Annotated in this window: 9 protein-coding genes; 5 read left to right on the top strand and 4 right to left on the bottom strand. The window is 67.9% G+C overall.

What is annotated here, in order from left to right:
• Positions 1 to 1097 precede the first annotated feature (1097 nt).
• The 3 genes from AB1460_RS03030 (at position 1098) to AB1460_RS03040 (ending at position 4791) form a co-directional block, all read left to right on the top strand.
• Positions 1098 to 2612 (top strand): diguanylate cyclase domain-containing protein, encoded by a 1515-nt coding sequence (locus AB1460_RS03030; RefSeq protein ID WP_368959046.1) that lies wholly within the window; start codon positions 1098 to 1100, stop codon positions 2610 to 2612.
• A gap of 225 nt (positions 2613 to 2837) precedes the next feature.
• Entirely contained in the window at positions 2838 to 4214 is a 1377-nt protein-coding gene (locus AB1460_RS03035; RefSeq protein ID WP_368958998.1) for an NADP-dependent succinic semialdehyde dehydrogenase, read from the top strand.
• Between the two features lie 112 nt (positions 4215 to 4326).
• On the top strand, positions 4327 to 4791 hold the full coding sequence (locus AB1460_RS03040; protein WP_368958999.1) for an NUDIX hydrolase: 465 nt from the start codon (positions 4327 to 4329) through the stop codon (positions 4789 to 4791).
• A 396-nt stretch (positions 4792 to 5187) separates the two neighbouring features.
• On the opposite strand, the gene AB1460_RS03045 is transcribed toward AB1460_RS03040, so the two are convergent.
• On the bottom strand, positions 5188 to 11199 hold the full coding sequence (locus AB1460_RS03045; RefSeq protein WP_368959000.1) for a TIR domain-containing protein: 6012 nt from the start codon (positions 11197 to 11199) through the stop codon (positions 5188 to 5190).
• 187 nt (positions 11200 to 11386) lie between these two features.
• On the opposite strand from AB1460_RS03045, the gene AB1460_RS03050 reads away from it, so the two are divergent.
• Positions 11387 to 11869: a transposase domain-containing protein gene (locus AB1460_RS03050; protein ID WP_368959001.1), complete on the top strand. Its 483-nt coding sequence runs from the start codon at positions 11387 to 11389 to the stop codon at positions 11867 to 11869.
• A 356-nt stretch (positions 11870 to 12225) separates the two neighbouring features.
• On the opposite strand, the gene AB1460_RS03055 is transcribed toward AB1460_RS03050, so the two are convergent.
• Together AB1460_RS03055 and AB1460_RS03060 are read right to left on the bottom strand one after the other, a co-directional pair.
• On the bottom strand, positions 12226 to 12909 hold the full coding sequence (locus AB1460_RS03055) for an alpha-ketoglutarate-dependent dioxygenase AlkB (RefSeq protein ID WP_368959002.1): 684 nt from the start codon (positions 12907 to 12909) through the stop codon (positions 12226 to 12228).
• Between the two features lie 269 nt (positions 12910 to 13178).
• A complete protein-coding gene (locus AB1460_RS03060) occupies positions 13179 to 14138 on the bottom strand; it encodes a phospholipid scramblase-related protein (RefSeq protein ID WP_368959003.1) in 960 nt (319 codons plus the stop codon).
• 115 nt (positions 14139 to 14253) lie between these two features.
• Here AB1460_RS03060 and AB1460_RS03065 point away from each other — a divergent pair, with 115 nt between their 5' ends.
• A complete protein-coding gene (locus tag AB1460_RS03065; RefSeq protein WP_368959004.1) occupies positions 14254 to 15261 on the top strand; it encodes a TIGR03560 family F420-dependent LLM class oxidoreductase in 1008 nt (335 codons plus the stop codon).
• Between the two features lie 22 nt (positions 15262 to 15283).
• Here the strand turns inward: AB1460_RS03065 and AB1460_RS03070 are convergent, their stop codons facing one another.
• Entirely contained in the window at positions 15284 to 16498 is a 1215-nt protein-coding gene (locus AB1460_RS03070) for a cytochrome P450 (RefSeq protein ID WP_368959005.1), read from the bottom strand.
• Positions 16499 to 16995 lie beyond the last annotated feature (497 nt).

A 16995-nucleotide genomic window follows, 5' to 3' on the forward strand; every position in this document is an offset into this window, starting at 1 on the left:
CTGGCCGCCCTGTTCCTCGGCGGGGGGGCCTGCCTGGTGACGGGCCTGCGCCGGCGGGGTGTCGAGCGCGCCTGGCGATTACTCGTCGGCATGCTCCTGGTGGGCGTCGGCGGGGGGATGATCCAGGTCCTCACCGGTTTCGTCGGCGGCGGACCGGCTGTTCCCCGGGCGACACCCGCCTACCTGATCTATCTGGTGCCGCAGGCCTTCGGGCTCGCCGGCGTCCTGCTGTACCCGACACACCCGGTGATGCCCCGGGAGAACGGCACCGGCCTGGGCCGCCTGCCACGGTGGCCGATGGTGCTGGTCCTGGACGGCCTGGTCGTCACCGGGGCCGTCACCCTGCTGGCATGGATCTTCGTCCTCGAGGAGGCCGTCGGCGCCGGCCCCCTCACCGAGGGCCCGATCTTCACGATCGTCATCGTCGCCGCCAACCTGGTGCTGACGGTCGTGGTCATCCTCGTTGCGGCGTTCCGGCAGGGGCGCGCCGAGAAGGGCCTGGGCCTGCTGGTGGCCGGCCTGCTCGCCATGACGGTCACCTTCACCTGGTACGCGTCCGCGGTCGTGCGCGGGCTGACCGACGTCCCACCGATCGCCGACACGTTCCTGGTCGCCGCGCCGCTGCTGATCGGGCTCGCAGCGCTGGCACCCGACGGTTCGCGGGCAGCCGGCGCCGCCCGGGCGCCGACGGCGGTCCCCCCGGCGGGCGAGGACGAGGCCGCGTGGTCTGGCGCGCAACCGGGCCCGTTCCTGTCACCGCGGCGCCGCGTCTGGCACGCGATGCTGCCGTACCTGCCACTGGCCGTCGCCGTGATCGTGACCCTGGTCGAGATCTCCGGGGAGAACCTGGGACACCAGGAGGAGCTCTGGTTGCTGGTCGGGATCGTCCTGGTGGCGGTGGTCCGGCAGATGACCACGGTCTCGGAGAACGTCCGGTTGATCGGCCGGATCGAGGAGAAACAGCGGGAGCTGCGCTACCAGGCCTTCCATGACCCGCTCACCGGGCTGGCGAACCGGTCGCTGTTCCTCCGCCGCCTCGACCGCGCGCTGGCCGCCCGCGGCCCGGCGGCTGCCAGCTCGCTGTCCTGTTCTGCGACCTGGACGACTTCAAACACGTCAACGACGCCTTCGGGCACGCCGCCGGCGATGATCTGCTCCGGGTCGCGGCCCACCGGCTGGCCGGGTGCGTGCGCCCGGCGGACACGGTCGCGCGCCTCGGCGGCGACGAGTTCGCGATCCTGCTGACGTCCGCGCCGGCGCCGCCCGAGGCCGAGGCGGTCGGGCGTCGCATCACCGCGGCGTTACAGGCACCGATCCGCCTGGGCGGCTCCACCTACAGCATCGCCGCCAGCATCGGGATGGTCGTCGTCGAACCGGGCAGCGGACCGGTCGACTCCGAGACCCTGCTGCACCGCGCCGACCTGGCCATGTACGCCGCGAAGGCGCGGGGCGGCAGAGGAGCGCTGGCCTCCTTCGGCCCGCACCTGGCCGCGCTGCCGACCGGCCCGGGCCTCCGGGCCGCCTTCGCCGCCGCGGCAGGCGCCGGCAATGCGGCAGGCGCAGGCAGTGCGGGAGCCGGCCGCAGTTCGCCAGGCAGCGGCAGCGGCAGCGCGCCAGGCAGCGCCGCTGCCGGCAGCATCGGCGTCACGGACGTCGGCGCAGGTGTCGGTGCCGACACGGGCGGAGGCTCCGTCCAGGGCCGGCTCGCCGTCGCCCGGCGGCCCGTCATCGATCTGGTGACGTCCGACACCGTCGCGCACGACGCCCGGCTCTGTTGGATCCCCGACGGCTGGATCCCCGACGGCGCCGTGGCCGGGCAGACGCTGCTCGCGGACGACACCCTCGGCGTCGTGCCCGCTCTCGACCGGATCCTGCTTCGGAGCCCGGACAGCCCGACCGCGGCAGCCGTCCCGAGGGCTGCGGCCGTCCCGACGGCGGCCGGTGCGTCGACCGGGGCCGGAGGCCGGCTGCCGGTCCACATCACGGTGTCGGCGGGACGCGCGGGGCAGCCGGGTCTGGTGGACGATGTCACCGCGGCGCTGCGCGCGGCGGACATCCCACCCAGTGGCCTCGTGCTCCAGATCCGCGCCAGTCGGCCGGGCGCCGACCCGGCGATCGTGGGTGAGGTCCTCACCCGCATCCATGCCAGCGGGGTGCGGATCGGGCTCGCCGAGGTCGGCGCCCCCGACACGACACTGGACACCGCTGCCGACATCCTCCGGCGGGTCCCGGTGGCGGCGGTGTCGCTGCACCCCGCCCTGCTCCACACCGACCTGCTCCACACCGGGACGCACCGGTCTCCGCACCAGAACGACGTCGTCGGGAAACTCGCCCGCGGCGTGCTGCCCGTGCTCGACGACCTGGGCATCGCCGTCATCGCGGAGGTCGTCGTGCACGTCGCCGCCGACGGCACCGTCGGCGATCCCGGGGCCGTCGAACGCCTCCGCGCGCACGGCTGCCGCCTCGCCGTGGGCCGTGCCGTGACCCGGGTGATCCCGTCCCGGCTCTGGGAACCGGACCCGGGCCGCGATCCCCCCGGTGCCGCCCCGGCAGCCCCGTCGGGGGATATTTCGAGCCGCACGGGATACCCCGTCAGGTCCGGGTCGCAATGACCTCACCCTGGTCCTGAAACGAGCCAGGTAAACGCCCACTCTGCTAGTGTTCGACCTGTGCCAGGACGGTGCGCGGTGCCGTTCTGTGGCGTTGTTGTTCTGCAACGTTGTTTTCGGCCCACGTTCCCGGGTTGCCGCCCGTTCACCAGTAGGCCGCCGGCCGCGTTTCGGTGCGTCCGGTGAATGGCCCGGCGGCCAGGCGGTCAGACCCCCAGAAGGAGTGACATGGCGATCCGGTCGGTCAATCCGGCAACAGGTGCGGTTGTCGCGGCGTTCGACGCGCTCGGCGACACCCAGATCGAGGAGCGACTGGCCCGCGCCAGCGCCACCTTCGCCACCTACCGCCGGACGACGTTCGCCCAGCGGGCCGGGTGGCTGCGCCGCGCGGCCGACCTGCTCGACGCCGAGCGGCACGAGATCGCCGTGATCATGACCACGGAGATGGGCAAGACGCTGCGCTCGGCGGAGGCGGAGGCGGCGAAGTGCGCGAAGGGGATGCGCTTCTACGCCGAGCACGCCCCGGGCTTCCTCGCCGACGAACCGCTGGCCGACCCGGGCACCGTCGGCGCGAGCCGTGCCTTCGGCCGCTACCTGCCGCTGGGTGTCGTCCTCGCGGTCATGCCGTGGAACTTCCCGCTCTGGCAGGTCGTCCGCTTCGCCGCCCCGGCGCTGATGGCGGGCAACGTCGGCCTGCTCAAGCACGCGTCGAACGTCCCGCAGTGCGCGCTGTACCTGGAGGACCTGTTCCTGCGCGCCGGGTTCCCGGCCGGGTGCTTCCAGACCCTGCTCATCGGGGCCGGCCAGGTGGAGGGGGTGCTGCGCGACCCGCGGGTGGCTGCCGCGACGGTCACCGGCAGCGAGCCCGCCGGCCAGGCGGTCGCCTCCGTCTGCGGGCAGGAGATCAAGAAGACGGTGCTGGAGCTGGGCGGCAGCGACGCCTACGTCGTCATGCCGTCGGCCGACGTGGAGCGCGCCGCCGAGGTGGCGGTCACCGCCCGCTGCCAGAACAACGGCCAGTCCTGCATCGCCGCCAAGCGGTTCATCGTCCACGACGCGGTGTACGACCGGTTCGCCGAGCTGTTCGTCGCCGGCATGGCCGCCCTGCGCGTCGGGGACCCGATGGACGCGGGCACCGACGTCGGGCCGCTCGCCACCGAGGGCGGTCGCCAGGACATCGAGGAGCTCCTCGCCGACGCCGTGAAGCAGGGCGCCAGCATCCTGTGCGGCGGTGCCACGCCGGACGGCCCGGGCTGGTTCTTCCCACCCACCGTCGTCGGCGACATCACCACCCAGATGCGTCTGCACCTGGAGGAGGCGTTCGGCCCGCTGGCCACCCTGTACCGGGTGCCCGACCTCGACGCGGCGATCGATCTTGCCAACGTCACGTCGTTCGGTCTCGGTTCCAACGCCTGGACGGCCGACCCGACCGAGCAGGAGCGGTTCATCAACGAGCTCGAGGCCGGAGCGGTGTTCCTGAACGGGATGGTCACCTCGCACCCGGAGCTTCCCTTCGGCGGCATCCGCCGCTCCGGCTACGGGCGGGAGCTGAGTGCCGTCGGCATCCGCGAGTTCTGCAACCTCAAGACCGTCTGGGCGGGCTGAGGCCCACTCCTTCCCCTCACGGCCGGTGCACCCCGGCCCGTGGCAGGATCAGGCGGCAGGCACGATCGGACGCGGCCGGACGGCGGCGGTGACCCGGACCGGAGGCGCGGCGGTGACAGTGGCCAGTGAGCCCGACGGCAGCGAGGTGCAGGAGCGCGCGGCCGGCGGCGTGGTGTGGCGTCCCGCCGGCGGCGGGGTCGAGATCGTCCTGGTCCACCGGCCGCGGCACGCCGACTGGTCCCTGCCGAAGGGCAAACTCGACGATGGCGAGACCTGGCTGGACGCCGCCGTCCGCGAGGTGGCGGAGGAGACCGGGCTCGCCGTCGAGGTCGGCGAGCCGCTCGGCGATGTGACCTACGAGGTGGAGCGGCACGGCGTCGCACGCACCAAGGTCGTGCGCTACTGGGCCCTGCGGGCGACCGGCGGGGTGTTCGTCCCGAACGACGAGGTCGACGAGCTGCGCTGGGTGTCGCTCGATGCGGCTACCGAGCTGGTCAGCTACGACCTGGACCGCGACGTCGTCGACCGTTTCCGCCGCCTTGGCCCCGGCATCCTCGACGGCGTCCAGGGCAGCTGAGCCGGGGCGGATGGCCACCGGGCCGAACTGTTGCTCCGAAGAAGGATTCGGCGAGGAGCTGTCCCAGCGCAGGCCGGGCGCATCGACGGCGGGCTCAGGCCGTGGCATGTCGCCGTTCGCCGCGAGGCGTCCGAAAAGTACTGCGCGTCGCGGTGCGAACGGGGACCGCGCTCCGGGTGTCAGTCTGGTTCTGGTCACGGCTGTTGTGGCGCATTGTGTGTATCGATTGGTGGTCCTTCTGGGTGGCGAGCGGTTCGTAAAGTTCGTCCCGAACAGTACGGCCTCGGTGAAGGGGTTCAAGCCGTCGGGTGGCCCGGGGTGAAATTCCCCCGGGCCGCCCGGCCAGTCAAGGCCCAATCAGTGGAAGTGGCATTGGGACTTCGGGGCACCGAAACGTCAGGCGCGGCCGCGGAGTCTGCGGGCTAGGCGTGCCCGACCGCGAGACGCCACCGGTCGCCAGCCGGCCGGTAGTGGTATTGGATCTTCATTGGGTATGCGACACATTTCTGTGAGATAGGGGTCAAGTACACCCGGTTCGAACCTCGACGTCTTGACAGACCACCAGAATCGGCCGCCTGCCGATCCGGCGATCTTATATTGCCCGCCGGAAATAATCGTGGCCCATCCCTCAGAAAAGCCAATCACGGTCGCGACCAGTGCTCCAGTGGCTACCTCCCACAGCCTCGCGCTGCCGTCATAGCCACCCGTGAGTAGTAGTGTTCCATCGGGAGAGTAGGCTAGGCTCAGGACAGGGCCGCTATGCCCTAGGAATGATCGTAGGCTGTGACTGCCAGTGCGAAGATCCCAAATCTGAGCGGTTCCGTCCTGCCCGGCGGTGGCGAGGTGCCGACCGTCCGGTGAGTATGCCAACGCGGTGACCGAACCATTATGGCCAGTAATGAAGATCCGCTTGAAGGGATTTCCTTCTTCATCTGTCGAGCGTAGATCCCACAACTGCGCCTTTCCGTCCTGCCCGGCGGTGGCGAGTTGCCGGCCGTCCGGTGAGTATGCCACGCCAAGCACGGGACCGTCGTGACCGGCAAGAGAGGCCTGGAATCGACCGGTAGCCACATCGTAAAGTTGTGCAGTGCCCGCATTTGACCCGACAGCTGTTTGCAGCCCATTAGGCGAAAAGGTCAGGCACAGGAAAGGGGAATCTCCTTTGGAGCGACTGCGAAGGCGACCTGTCGCTGCGTCCCAGATATTTAGCTCACGATCCCTCCCTGCAGTGGCAAGAACCTCTCCGCTAGGAGCGAACTGTGCCGCAGAAATTGCGTCGGTGTGGCCGCTTAGCCTTTTGACGAGAACAACTCTCTCGGGGTCCCAGAGTTCCACTGTCATGTCGCCGCATGTCAGTGCCAACATATCTCCGTCTGGAGAGAAAGTGGCCACCTGAAATGCTGTCTTCCGGTGAGTAAAGTCGGCAAGGTGTCGTCCGGTGGTGACGTCCCAGAGTCGTGCCACGCCGTCACGCCCGGAGGTGACGAACTGTCTGCCGTCAGGCCTGAATACAGTTGTTGTAACGGCCGCATCGTGGCTGGCGCATGAGATCTTCTGCTGACCTGTCGCGCAGTCCCAGACCAGCAGGGCCCCGTTGTGGCCAGCGGCAGCGAGGTGGTTGCCGGAAGGCGAGAAGCTGAGCGCAGAAACTGGGCCGGAATGGCTGGACCACGTTGCTCTTACTTGTCGGGATCCGAGATCCCACAGCCGCGCCGTTCCGTCATCTCCGGCGGTGGCGAGCTGGCTGCCGTCCGGTGAGAAGGCCACGGCGGTGACAGGACCGGTGTTCGCCGAGAGCACGCTGATATGACGGTGGGAGAGCCTATCCCACAGCCGCGCCGTTCCGTCATCTCCGGCGGTGGCGAGCTGGCTGCCGTCCGGTGAGAAGGTTACCGCGCGAATCACGGCGGTGTGTCCGGCGATGAACGCCACCTCCTCAGCTGTGACTGGATCCCACAGCCGCGTGCCGCCGGAACCCGCCGTCGCGAGACATGCGCTATCCGGCGAGAAGGCGACGGACGTCGCCGGGGCTCCGCCGCCGGATAGGACCGCCGTCTCCTGCCCCGTGGCCACATCCCACACGCGGACAAGGCCGTCAAGTCCTGCAGTAGCCAGCCGAACTCCGTCCGGAGCGAAAGCGACAGCTGTCACCGGGGCCTTGTGACCCAGAAGAACGGCACGTTGAGTGCCGCTTGTCGCATCCCAGAATGTCACCGTACCGTCTGTTCCGCCCGAGGCGATCAGCGAGGCGTCAGGAGAAAACATGATGGAGTTCAGCCTGGACCGGCCTGCCGGAACTGTCAGGCTGACCGCATCGCGCCCGACGACCGCTGCGTTACGCAGTTCCGCGGATCGACCTTCTTCCTCGCCTATCTCCACACCGAGCAGTGAGGCATGCCGCCATTGGCTACGAGAAAGCAGCGCGCCTGACAGCGTTCCGCCGACGAGCCGAGTCCCGGTAAAGTCGGCACCGGTGAGATCGGCATCCGACAGATTGGCCCCCTCCAATCGGGCCTCCCTCACCACTGCGCCGGGCAGTGCGGCTCCGCTCAGCGTGCACGTGACCACTAGGGCGCCCGACAGGTCGGCCTGAGTCAGATTGCCAGATCTGAGCGACGACTCGCGGAGGACCACGCCCACCAGACAGGAGCCGGCCAGGTCTGCGTCGTCAAGAACAGTTCCAACGAGCCGGGTGTCTCGGAGATCCGTCCGGCGCAGGTCCGCGCCGCTCAAGTCAAGGTGGGAAAGATCGCCACCGGCCAGGCGGACACCTGCCAGGCTGGCACCTGCACCCAGGGGGATGCCAAGCCGGTTGGCGATCGCGACCGCGTTTCCTTTGGCGGCTGGGCTGGCTTCCGGGTCGTTCGTCACCTGCAACGCCCATCTCTGCGCGGTCCCGGTGCCTGCGATGTCAACAAAAAAGTCCACCATCAGCGAAGACATTTCGAAGCGATCAAGCGGATTCGATTTATGGCGCAGTGATTGCTGAACCAGACGCACGCTCTCGGAGACGGCGAGATATTCCATGATCGAGGAATGGATGAAGGAAAACCGCCCCTCGGTATCTCGTGTGAGGAGTGTTCCCGTTCCCAGCATCTGGGCCACCTCGGCTTCCGTTAGCCCAGCCGTCTCCGTCATCGCCGCCAGGACCTGAACTGCTGTTTCGGTGAGGTCGGTAAGACCTACGGTCTGATCGGTGCTTCCCCAGAGCTTCATCGCCAACGCGGTCGCCGCGGACAGTCTCTGGTCCTTCGTGAGCCCTGGGGCCGCTCCGCGCGGCGTTGCCCGCTGCTCCTCGTACCGCAGCCAGGTATCAATCAGCTCGCGATAGAGAGAGGCAGCACTGATCGTGCCTTCCTGGCGCTGCACCTGCCGAAGGCGGTCTGCATCAAGTCGGGTGATGAAGGACAGCAGCCGTGGATTTCGTGCCAGGTGCGGAAGATCTCTGATCTCGCCGATTAGTGCCATTTGCTCGGTCGCCCTGTAACGAGCCTCGGTATGGCGATTTTCGAACGACTGGCTCGGTCCCTCCTTGATGAATTCTCCGGAGAGAATTGTGTCGTACTGACGGACGAGAAACTCGTAGATCTGGCCCGAATCAAAATCCTCCAGACGGGCAATCCGGCGACCAGGTATTATGTCGACCCGCTCCAGGGTCTTCTTGAGGACATCGTCGTCGTTCAGGAAGTACTGCGCGCGGCTGGTCAGCACCAACTTGGCCTGTCCCTGGCGTTCCACCGCACTGATGAGCATGTCGAGATGCTCCAGGGCCCGTTCGTAACTGACCCGAAGCGCGAGCTCGTCGAAACCGTCGAACAGGAGCACCAGGCGCCCGTTCCTTAGCATGTACCGGAAGGCATCCAGATCGAACCGATTCTGCTGGCTCTGTGCCAGATGAAGGGAAACCAACGCATCGAGATTGTGGGACCGGGTCAACGTGCGAAGCTCAACAAGCAGGGGAATTAGTCGGGGCAGTCCGCCATCCGGCCTGTCAGCGGCCAGGCGTCTCGCGAGCTCGTGGGTCAGAAATGTCTTGCCCCGGCCAAAGTCTCCAAGGACGAGAATGAATCGAGGCTCATCTGTGTGCAGCCATTTAAGTACCTCTTCCGCCGCGTCCGGGTATTCATTGCGAAATGTCGTGTCAATCCGTACCATCCGTTGTGGCACGTAGAGATGCGGTGGGTAGAGTTGATCCATCTCGACTGCACGCGTCTGCCGTTCGAGGTATTCCCGTAGATCGAGGACGCCTTGGTACTCCATCAGGCTGAAAGGAGTTATGTGAAGTTCGAAGGCTCGCCGCCGGACGTTCTCTGATACTATCCGTCCAGTATAGACGAGGTCCGTGAATACATTTGGATTTACTGCGGCGTAGGGTCGCTGTATCGAATCGGAGAAATGACGCAAAAGATCATCGCCGAGATCTCCGTCGACGAAACCGACCACTCGTTGCTCGACAATATTTCCCTCAATTCTCCTTATGCGTAGGTGGGTCGGGATGCCGTTGGTCGGTTCAACCGGTTCCACCACGCCACCGGGATGTCTGAGTCGAGCGATCTCCAGCACAGTTTCGAGTAGGTATCTGGCATGATTCTCGGTGCTGAAGTAGTGCGTGTCGGAATGCGTCAGCGAGGTTTCGGTGACGTCTTCGTTCCAATTTTTGTGATCCGGAATGCGGAAAGGCTTGAAAGTTCGCCTAGGGGCAAGTGGAAAAGCTCCATCGACGCGTGCCATGTGGCATGGTATGCGTGAATCCGCTATTCTTGTCGAATCGTACATAAGAAGATTGTCGACCCACCGTCCGTCGATCTCGTGGTATCTGCGTGCATCCCTCTCGATGGCGTCGCTGCCGATATTCAGCAGCTGATAGCGCAGCTGCTTGCCCGACTCTGCTTCAGGTATCGCGAATCCTGCGATTCCGATCGGCAGTATTGGTCCGCCCAACCTCATCCGCTCCGTCTCCCGAACGGAGACCTGGCCGTGGAGTATTAGGTTCAGCCGTGCCGCCAAAATGTTGTTGAGCGGCTCACGGTCCTGGAGGAACTTCCTCATCAACAGTTCATTGTCGGGAAATAAAACAATTTCATTCGGTGGTCGGCTGGGGTTGTGATGAATCAACCCCAGCCGAAGCCAGCCGGCGTCCTCGTACTGGCGGAGCTGTTCGTTGAACCATTGAAGCTGTTCCTCCCCGACCTTGCCCGCGGAATGATCGTGACTTTCGGGCAGTGTGGAGTTCAGTCCGGCGACCACCACGCGGAGTTCTGGAATAGTGAAGAGCGACCACCATTCTGTCGGGCCTTCGAAAGTCGTGTTGGCCCGTGGTCCATAGAATTTTCTTAACATCGTTTGGTAATGGATCCACTTGCGGCCGTATGGAGGCAGCGGCTCGGTGCCGTTCCCTGCGCACTCGAAGAAATATGAAGCACAGAGCATCTTGTTCACGTCGCGGATGCCCGGAACTATGATGATGCGGTCCCTGGGCAGGCCGAGGCGTGTGGCGAATCCATCGAGAAACTCGGCGGCATCGTCGAATTCTTGAGGCATTGCGTTTTCGGTTAGGTCGCCGCTCACCACGATGAAATCAGCTATGTGCCCTGTGCGCCCCCATTTCGGACGATCGTATCGGAAGAGATCCTCGACCAGTCGGTCTACTTGGGATCCAGGAGATGATTTATCGGTTTTTGTTCGACCCTGGTTCGAAGCGTCGCACCGCAGGCCTGACAGGTGTAGCGCTATTATTTCATTCGGCCTGTTGCTGGCTCGTTCGAAACCAAGCGGTGACGAACTCTCCTGATGGTTCGGGTTGAACCCAGCCATCATGAAATCGGAAGCCGGGTCGGAGTGGCCTGGATGCCGAGGTAGCGTCGTAGCTGGCGGTCCCTGTGAGATGGGTGCAGGGAAGGGCGGAGGTGCTGCCCCAGTACTTGAAGGGAACGGTGGTGCGGTGGTGGGCTTTGCCCGTGTGCCAGAGACCGTCAAGCGGGCGGCCTGAAGCAGCTTTGATCGCGCGTCATCCGGAGCGAGGCCAAACAAGTCCAGGGAGACGACCTGACCAAGCAGCCCCGGCCGGAGGCAGTCCTCAACCCGGACGGCGAGGAGTTTGCGGGTCTCGCCGGTAGGATCAGATGCCCAGGCCGCGCGCCACTCTGCTGCCCCGTAGACCGATCGGGCATAGGCGTGGGAGAGCACGGCGATAGTGCGCGCGGAGCGAGCGACGCCCTCGTTCATACCGGTCACCCAGTTCGAGCCCGGGATGAAATCCCAGGCTTGGATGAGTACCTGGTAGCCGGCTTCTTCCAGGTTCCAGGCGATCCACTCTGCCCATGGCTGGTCAGGCTGGGTGTAGGAGACGAAAAAGTCCCAGCCCCCTTCACCGGCGGTGACGCTGTCCGTGTTGTCCCCGTTGCTCACCAGGCCAGTGTGCCATCGCCACGTAGCATGGCAGAACCTGCTGGTACAGCGTTGGTCGTGTTCGGGGTGGACTGGCCCAGACTGGTCCGGGGCGCAGTGCCAATGCCGCTTTCACTGTTTGGGTCTTGACTGGCTGTGGTGTGTCGGTTCAGGTGGTTCTGCCTGGTTGGCGGCATGATCGCGGGCTGTGGCGGACACGGGGACGGTGGCGGGTAGCCAGCTGATGGACGGGATCTCGTTGGGGGTCCTGACGTTGTTCGTTCCGCGGGATGCGGTCGATGAGGCGATCGAGGCGACCGGGAGAGGTGCCCGGCGCAGCGACACGACGATCCCGCCGCGGGTCGCGGTCTACTTCGTGATGGCACTCGCGTTGTTCGTGGACGACAACTACGAGGCGGTCCCGTACCGGCTCGCTACCACGCTTGACGATCTCGACGTCGTCGGGCCGCGGTGGGGACCGACCTCGGGCGGGCTGACGAAAGCCCGCCAGCGGCTCGGTTCAGCGCCGCTGGCGGAACTGTTCTCGCAGGTCGCCGGGCCGGTCGCGGACCTCGACACGGTCGGGGCGTTCCTCGGACCCGTGGCGGCTGATGAGTATCGACGGGCTGGAGTGGGACGTGCCGGCCTCGGTGGAGAACCTCGCCGCGTTCGGCTTGCCCGCGGGCCGTGACGGCGAGCCGGGGGCGCTGCCGAAGGTCCGCGCGATCACCGTGTCCGAGTGCGCCTCGCACGCGCCGGTGCTGGCCGCGCTCGGCCCGGCCGGCGGCGCGAAGCCCGCCAGCGAACAGGCCCTGGCCCGCACCCCGTACCCGCGGCTGGCCGAACGAAGAACACCTCCGGCAGGACGGCTGAGCCCAGTGCCGTGTGGCCAGCAGCATCGCCGGATGTCACATCCTGGCGGGCAATCCGAAGGTCATCGGGATGGGTTCCATGGCGGCGGCTTCCCGGCCCTGGCCGCCGGCTTGGCCCCGCCGGCGAGCCACCCGCGCCATCGGTATCCGCGACGGGGCGATCCGGCCCGTCCCCTCAGAGGACGTTGTGGGGGCGGAACTGGACGCTGAGGCGGGGGCCGACCGGGCGGGCGGTCTTCGGCACCGCATGCTCCCAGGTGCGCTGGCAGCTGCCGCCCATGACGAGCAGGTCGCCGTGACCGAGTTCGTGGCGGATCGTGACCGGGTTCCCGCGTCCGCTCTCCGCGGGCCCGCCAGCGCGAGGCCGCAGGAGCAGCGCCCGGGGAGCGCCGAGGATGACGATCGCGACCATCGTGTCGTGGGTGGAGCCACGGCCGATCCGATCGCCGTGCCAGGCGACACTGTCGCGGCCGCCCCGGTACAGCGCCAGGCCGACGGTGGTGAAGGGCTCGCCCAGCTCGGCGGCGTAGTGCGCGTCGAGCGCCTGCCTGGCGGCGTCGAGCGCCGGGTCGGGCAACGGCTCGCCCCGCGCGTAGAAGGACAGCAGCCGGGGCACATCCACCGTCCGGTCGTACATCGGACGCCGTTCGGCGCGCCAGGGGACCTGCGTGCACAGTCGTTCGAACAGCGAGTCCGCCCCGGCCACCCAGCCGCGCCGCACGTCGACCCACGCGCCGCCGGCCAGTATGCGGCGGTGCAGGCCGGTGTGCAGCGGCCCGAGTTCGACGCCCGCGTACCTGCCGCCCTGCGGTTCGGCCAGCGTGTCGAGCAGCGAGGCCTGGAACGGTGCTACGCCCACCAGCCGACGATAACAAACACATGTTCGATCGGGGCCTGCATTGCCATCGGTGTCGGGCTCGGGACCTCGGGCGTGCCGACGACGACTACCACCCTCTGTTCAGGAGCCTCGGCGCTGTGTCGTACCCGCCGCGGGTGCGGCCCCATCGCACGCTGGCGACCGCTCCGGCGAACGGGACGCGTCGTTCGCCAGGTCGGTGGCCGTCAGTTCCAGGGTCATGGGAACGTCGCCGGAATGAGGAACTCCCGTCCGAGTGGTGGGCTACCGCACTATCCGAAGCCCCGGGAGTCCTGCTTCAGCGCGGTGTCGATGGTGAGTGCCGAGGCGACGACGAGGCTGAGCATGGGCTGGGGCAGTGGCCGGTGCAGCTGAACCACGTAGTTGTCCGCGGTGGTGAACAGGGTCCGGGCGAGACCTTCCCAGGTCTTGGTCACCCGGGCGATCTCGGCATCGGTGTGGTCGACGATCGAGAAGTTCCACGCCCGCCAGTTCTCGGCCTTGAGCATGCCGAGGCGGTTGCCGTCCGCTTCGATACTGAAACTGATCTTGCCGAAGACGTTCTGCTGGACGATGCGGCCGACCTCCCGACCGTCCGGCAGCGCCACGATCACCTTGGACTTGAGGAACTTCCTCGGCCTGGTCAAGAGCAGCTGCGGAACCCCGGCGGCGTCCCGCACCTCCAGCCGATGGGTGAAGAACTGGTCGAGTGACCAGAGGAACCGGGCAACCTTCTTCAGCGCGCTCTGGCCGACCTGGACGACCGAGCCGATCTGGGTGCCCTGCTGGTTGAAGACCGCGTACTCGTTCGTCAGCTCGATCAGCTTCGTCTTCTGGTTCACCACCAAAACCGGCTCGCTGAACAGCGAGCCGCCGCCCTGCACCGGCGCGTGCACGCCCGCGCGTTCCTGGACCTGGCGCTGGATCCGGTCCGGCGTGTGGCTGGTCTGGACCGGCGGGGGCTGGTAACCCTGCGGGCCGCCCCAGCCGCCCGGCGGCTGGCCGTGCTGTGGCTGGCCGTACTGCTGCGGGGTGTGCTGGCCTGACCCCTGCACGGCCGCTCCGGTCACGGCCGCCTGCTGCTGATGCGGCTGGTTCTGGTTCTGGTGCTGCGGCGGGGGCGGGGGCGGCGGGGAGCCGGGCTGTGTGTGGTCCGTCCACTGGTTGCCGTCCCACCAGCGCGAGCCGGGTGCGCCTGATGGATCGTCGTACCAGCCTGGTGGCGTTGACATAGCACCCACTTTGCCACCTGTGTCCGATGTGGAGGACATGTGCCACTGTCCCGATTCTGACCTGCTCCGGGCTGATTCCGACCCTCCTGGCGGCCCGGAAAATAGGCTCGCGACCATGACTGCTTCCGTGGGCGGATCAGCGGGGACGGGCAACCGTGGCGCGGGCGGTGTCGAGTTCGGGATCTATCTGCCGCAGGTCGCGCTGGAGTTCGAGTCCATGGTCGGCCGGGCCCTCGAATGCGAGCGCCTCGGGCTGGACTCGTTCTGGCTCTTCGATCATCTGTACCCGCCCGGCGCGCCGACGGCGCCCTCGTTCGAGGGCTGGACGCTGGCGACGGCTCTGCTCGCCCGCACGTCGCGCCTGCGGCTGGGGCATCTGGTCACCTGCAACACCTTCCGCCATCCGGCACTGCTCGCGAAGATGGCCACCACGCTGGACGTCATCTCCGGCGGGCGACTGGAGTTCGGCATCGGCAGCGGTTCCTACGAACAGGAACATCGGGAGGCCGGCCTGCCCTGGGGAAGCCCGGGGGAGCGCGCCGACCGGCTCGCGGAGGCACTCGACATCATCACGCGGATGTTCGGGCAGCCGGTGACGACCTATTCCGGCCGGTACTACGACGTCCACGACCTGCCGAACGTCCCGCAGCCGGTGCAGCGGCCGCGGCCGCCGGTGCACATCGGCGGTGCCGGGCCGAAGCGGACCCTGCCGCTGGTGGCACGTTACGCCGACGTCTGGAACGTCCCGACCTACGCCCTGGACCGCCTCGACGAGCTGAACCGGGCGATGGACGCCGAGTGCGAGCGCATCGGCCGCGATCCGGCGTCCCTGCGCCGCTCGGTGGAGGGGGTTCTCGCGATCGCCGAGGCGGGGCGGGTGGACGAGGCCGTCGCGCTGGCCCGGCGCCGCTACGGGCAGCCGGGCTTCGGGCTGGACGCGGGCGGCTTCGCCGGCACCCCGGCGCGGGTCGCCGACCGGGTCGCCGAGCTCGTGGACGCCGGCTTCACCTCGTTCGTCTTCATCACGCATGACCGGGCCAGTACCGCGACGCTGGAGCTCCTCGCCGGCGAGGTCCTCCCGTGCTTCCCCCGCCCCGCCCCGGCCGGCCGGCCGGCGACCTGACCGAGGCGGCTGCTGCCTGCCGTCAGTCGGCGGATGCGCGCACCGGGAGCTTCGCCCAGCCGCGGACGGTGGACGTCCGGGCCTGCACGGCGTTGTCGTAGTCGATCTCCCAGTGCGGCCACCGGCGCAGCACCTCGTCGAGGGCGACCCGCGCCTCCAGGCGGGCGAGGGCGGCGCCCAGGCAGAAGTGCAGGCCGCGGCCGAAGCTCAGGTGCCGGCTGAAGGACCGGTGGATGTCGAAGCTGTCGCCGTCGGGGAACTGCCGTTCGTCGCGGTTGGCGGAGCCGTTCAGCAGCACCATCACGCTGCCCTCCGGCACGGTCTGGCCGTGCACCTCGACGTCCCGGGCGACGTGGCGGGCCTGGATGGGGGAGGGGGCCTCGAAGCGGAGCACCTCCTCGATGACGTCGGGAACGAGGGAGCGGTCCTGCGCGACCTGCCGCAGCTGGTCGGGGTGCTCGGCGAGGACCTTGCCGGTCCACCCGATGAGCCGGGTGGTCGTCTCGTTGCCCGCCGCCGCCAGCATGTTGACGTAGATGAGGACCTCGCTGCGGGTCAGCCGCCGGGTGGTGCCGGTCTCATCGGTGAACTCGGCGGTGAGCAGCTCCGTCATCAGGTCGTCGGACGGGTTGCGGGCCCGCCAGTCGAGGTAGTCGGCGAACATCGCCCCGGTGCGCTCCAGCACGTCCTGGTCCAGCGGCTTCGGCGCGTCCTCCTCGAGGGTGAGGCCCGCGTCGATGATGTCGCGGATGCCCTCCTGGTCCTCCTCGGGGATGCCGAGCAGCATGCCGATCGTCCGCATCGGCATCTGGGCGCCCAGGTCGGCGATGAAGTCGAAGCCGCCGGAGCCGACGAGGGGGTCCAGGGAACGGGCGCAGAAGGCACGAACGTCCGTCTCGAGCGCCAGCATCTTCCGCGGGGTGAAGACCCGGGCCAGGATGCCGCGGTGGACGTCGTGGACGGGCGGGTCCTCGAACAGGATGTTGCCGGGCGGGAAGGTGAATCCGGAGCGGATGAGTTCCAGGACCGACCCGCGGCCGGAGCGGTAGGTGTCCCAGTCGCCGAACGCCTTCTCGACATCGTCGAAGCGGCTCACCGCGAAGAAGTCGTACCTGGCGTTGTAGTACAGCGGCGCGGTGTCCCGTAAGGCCTTCCAGACGGGGTACGGGTCGGAGTCGATCTCGAAGTCGTAGGGGTCGTAGTAGACGTCACTGCTCTCCGGCGCGGTCGCTGTCATCGGTTGTGCTGCTCCCTCGGCGTCGTGGGCCCGCGGCGGCCGGTGCCAGGCGGCCAGTGGTGCCCATCACACAGAATCTTCCTCCGCCGCATTCGTCAACGGCTGCTCACCGCCGGTGGAGAACGGCACTGCCGGTCCGGCCGGGCCGGTCGCCCCGCCGGGCCGGCTGCGAGGAGCGGATCTCCCCGCCGTGTCAGGTGTGAAATGTGGCACGTTGCGGTGGGTGGCCTCGCTGGGGCCGTGGATCGGCCTGCCCCGGCCGGTCTCAGCGGCAGGCACGTGGGGTGGATCACCTCGGCGCGCGCGGAGCGGCCGGAGCGGCCACCCTCCGTGAGGGCCGCGGCGACCAGGGCCGGACGTGGCCGCCGGCCAGCGTCGGCGCTCGGCCAGCCTCCTACCTGGGCGGATGGACGGATCTGCCGGGTGCTGAGCCAAGATCTCACGATCTTGGACGACGGGTGCACCGTCGGTCCCGGCCCCGCGCGGCGGCGCCGCGG

Source organism: Parafrankia sp. FMc2 (assembly GCF_041008525.1).
Classification (GTDB): domain Bacteria; phylum Actinomycetota; class Actinomycetes; order Frankiales; family Frankiaceae; genus Parafrankia.

What these genes read in the sequence shown, in the direction of transcription:
- AB1460_RS03035 (WP_368958998.1), top strand. Translation starts at nt 2,838, where the DNA reads ATGGCGATCCGGTCGGTCAATCCGGCAACAGGTGCGGTTGTCGCGGCG.
- AB1460_RS03060 (WP_368959003.1), bottom strand. Translation starts at nt 14,138, where the DNA reads ATGTCAACGCCACCAGGCTGGTACGACGATCCATCAGGCGCACCCGGC.
- AB1460_RS03065 (WP_368959004.1), top strand. Translation starts at nt 14,254, where the DNA reads ATGACTGCTTCCGTGGGCGGATCAGCGGGGACGGGCAACCGTGGCGCG.
- AB1460_RS03070 (WP_368959005.1), bottom strand. Translation starts at nt 16,498, where the DNA reads ATGACAGCGACCGCGCCGGAGAGCAGTGACGTCTACTACGACCCCTAC.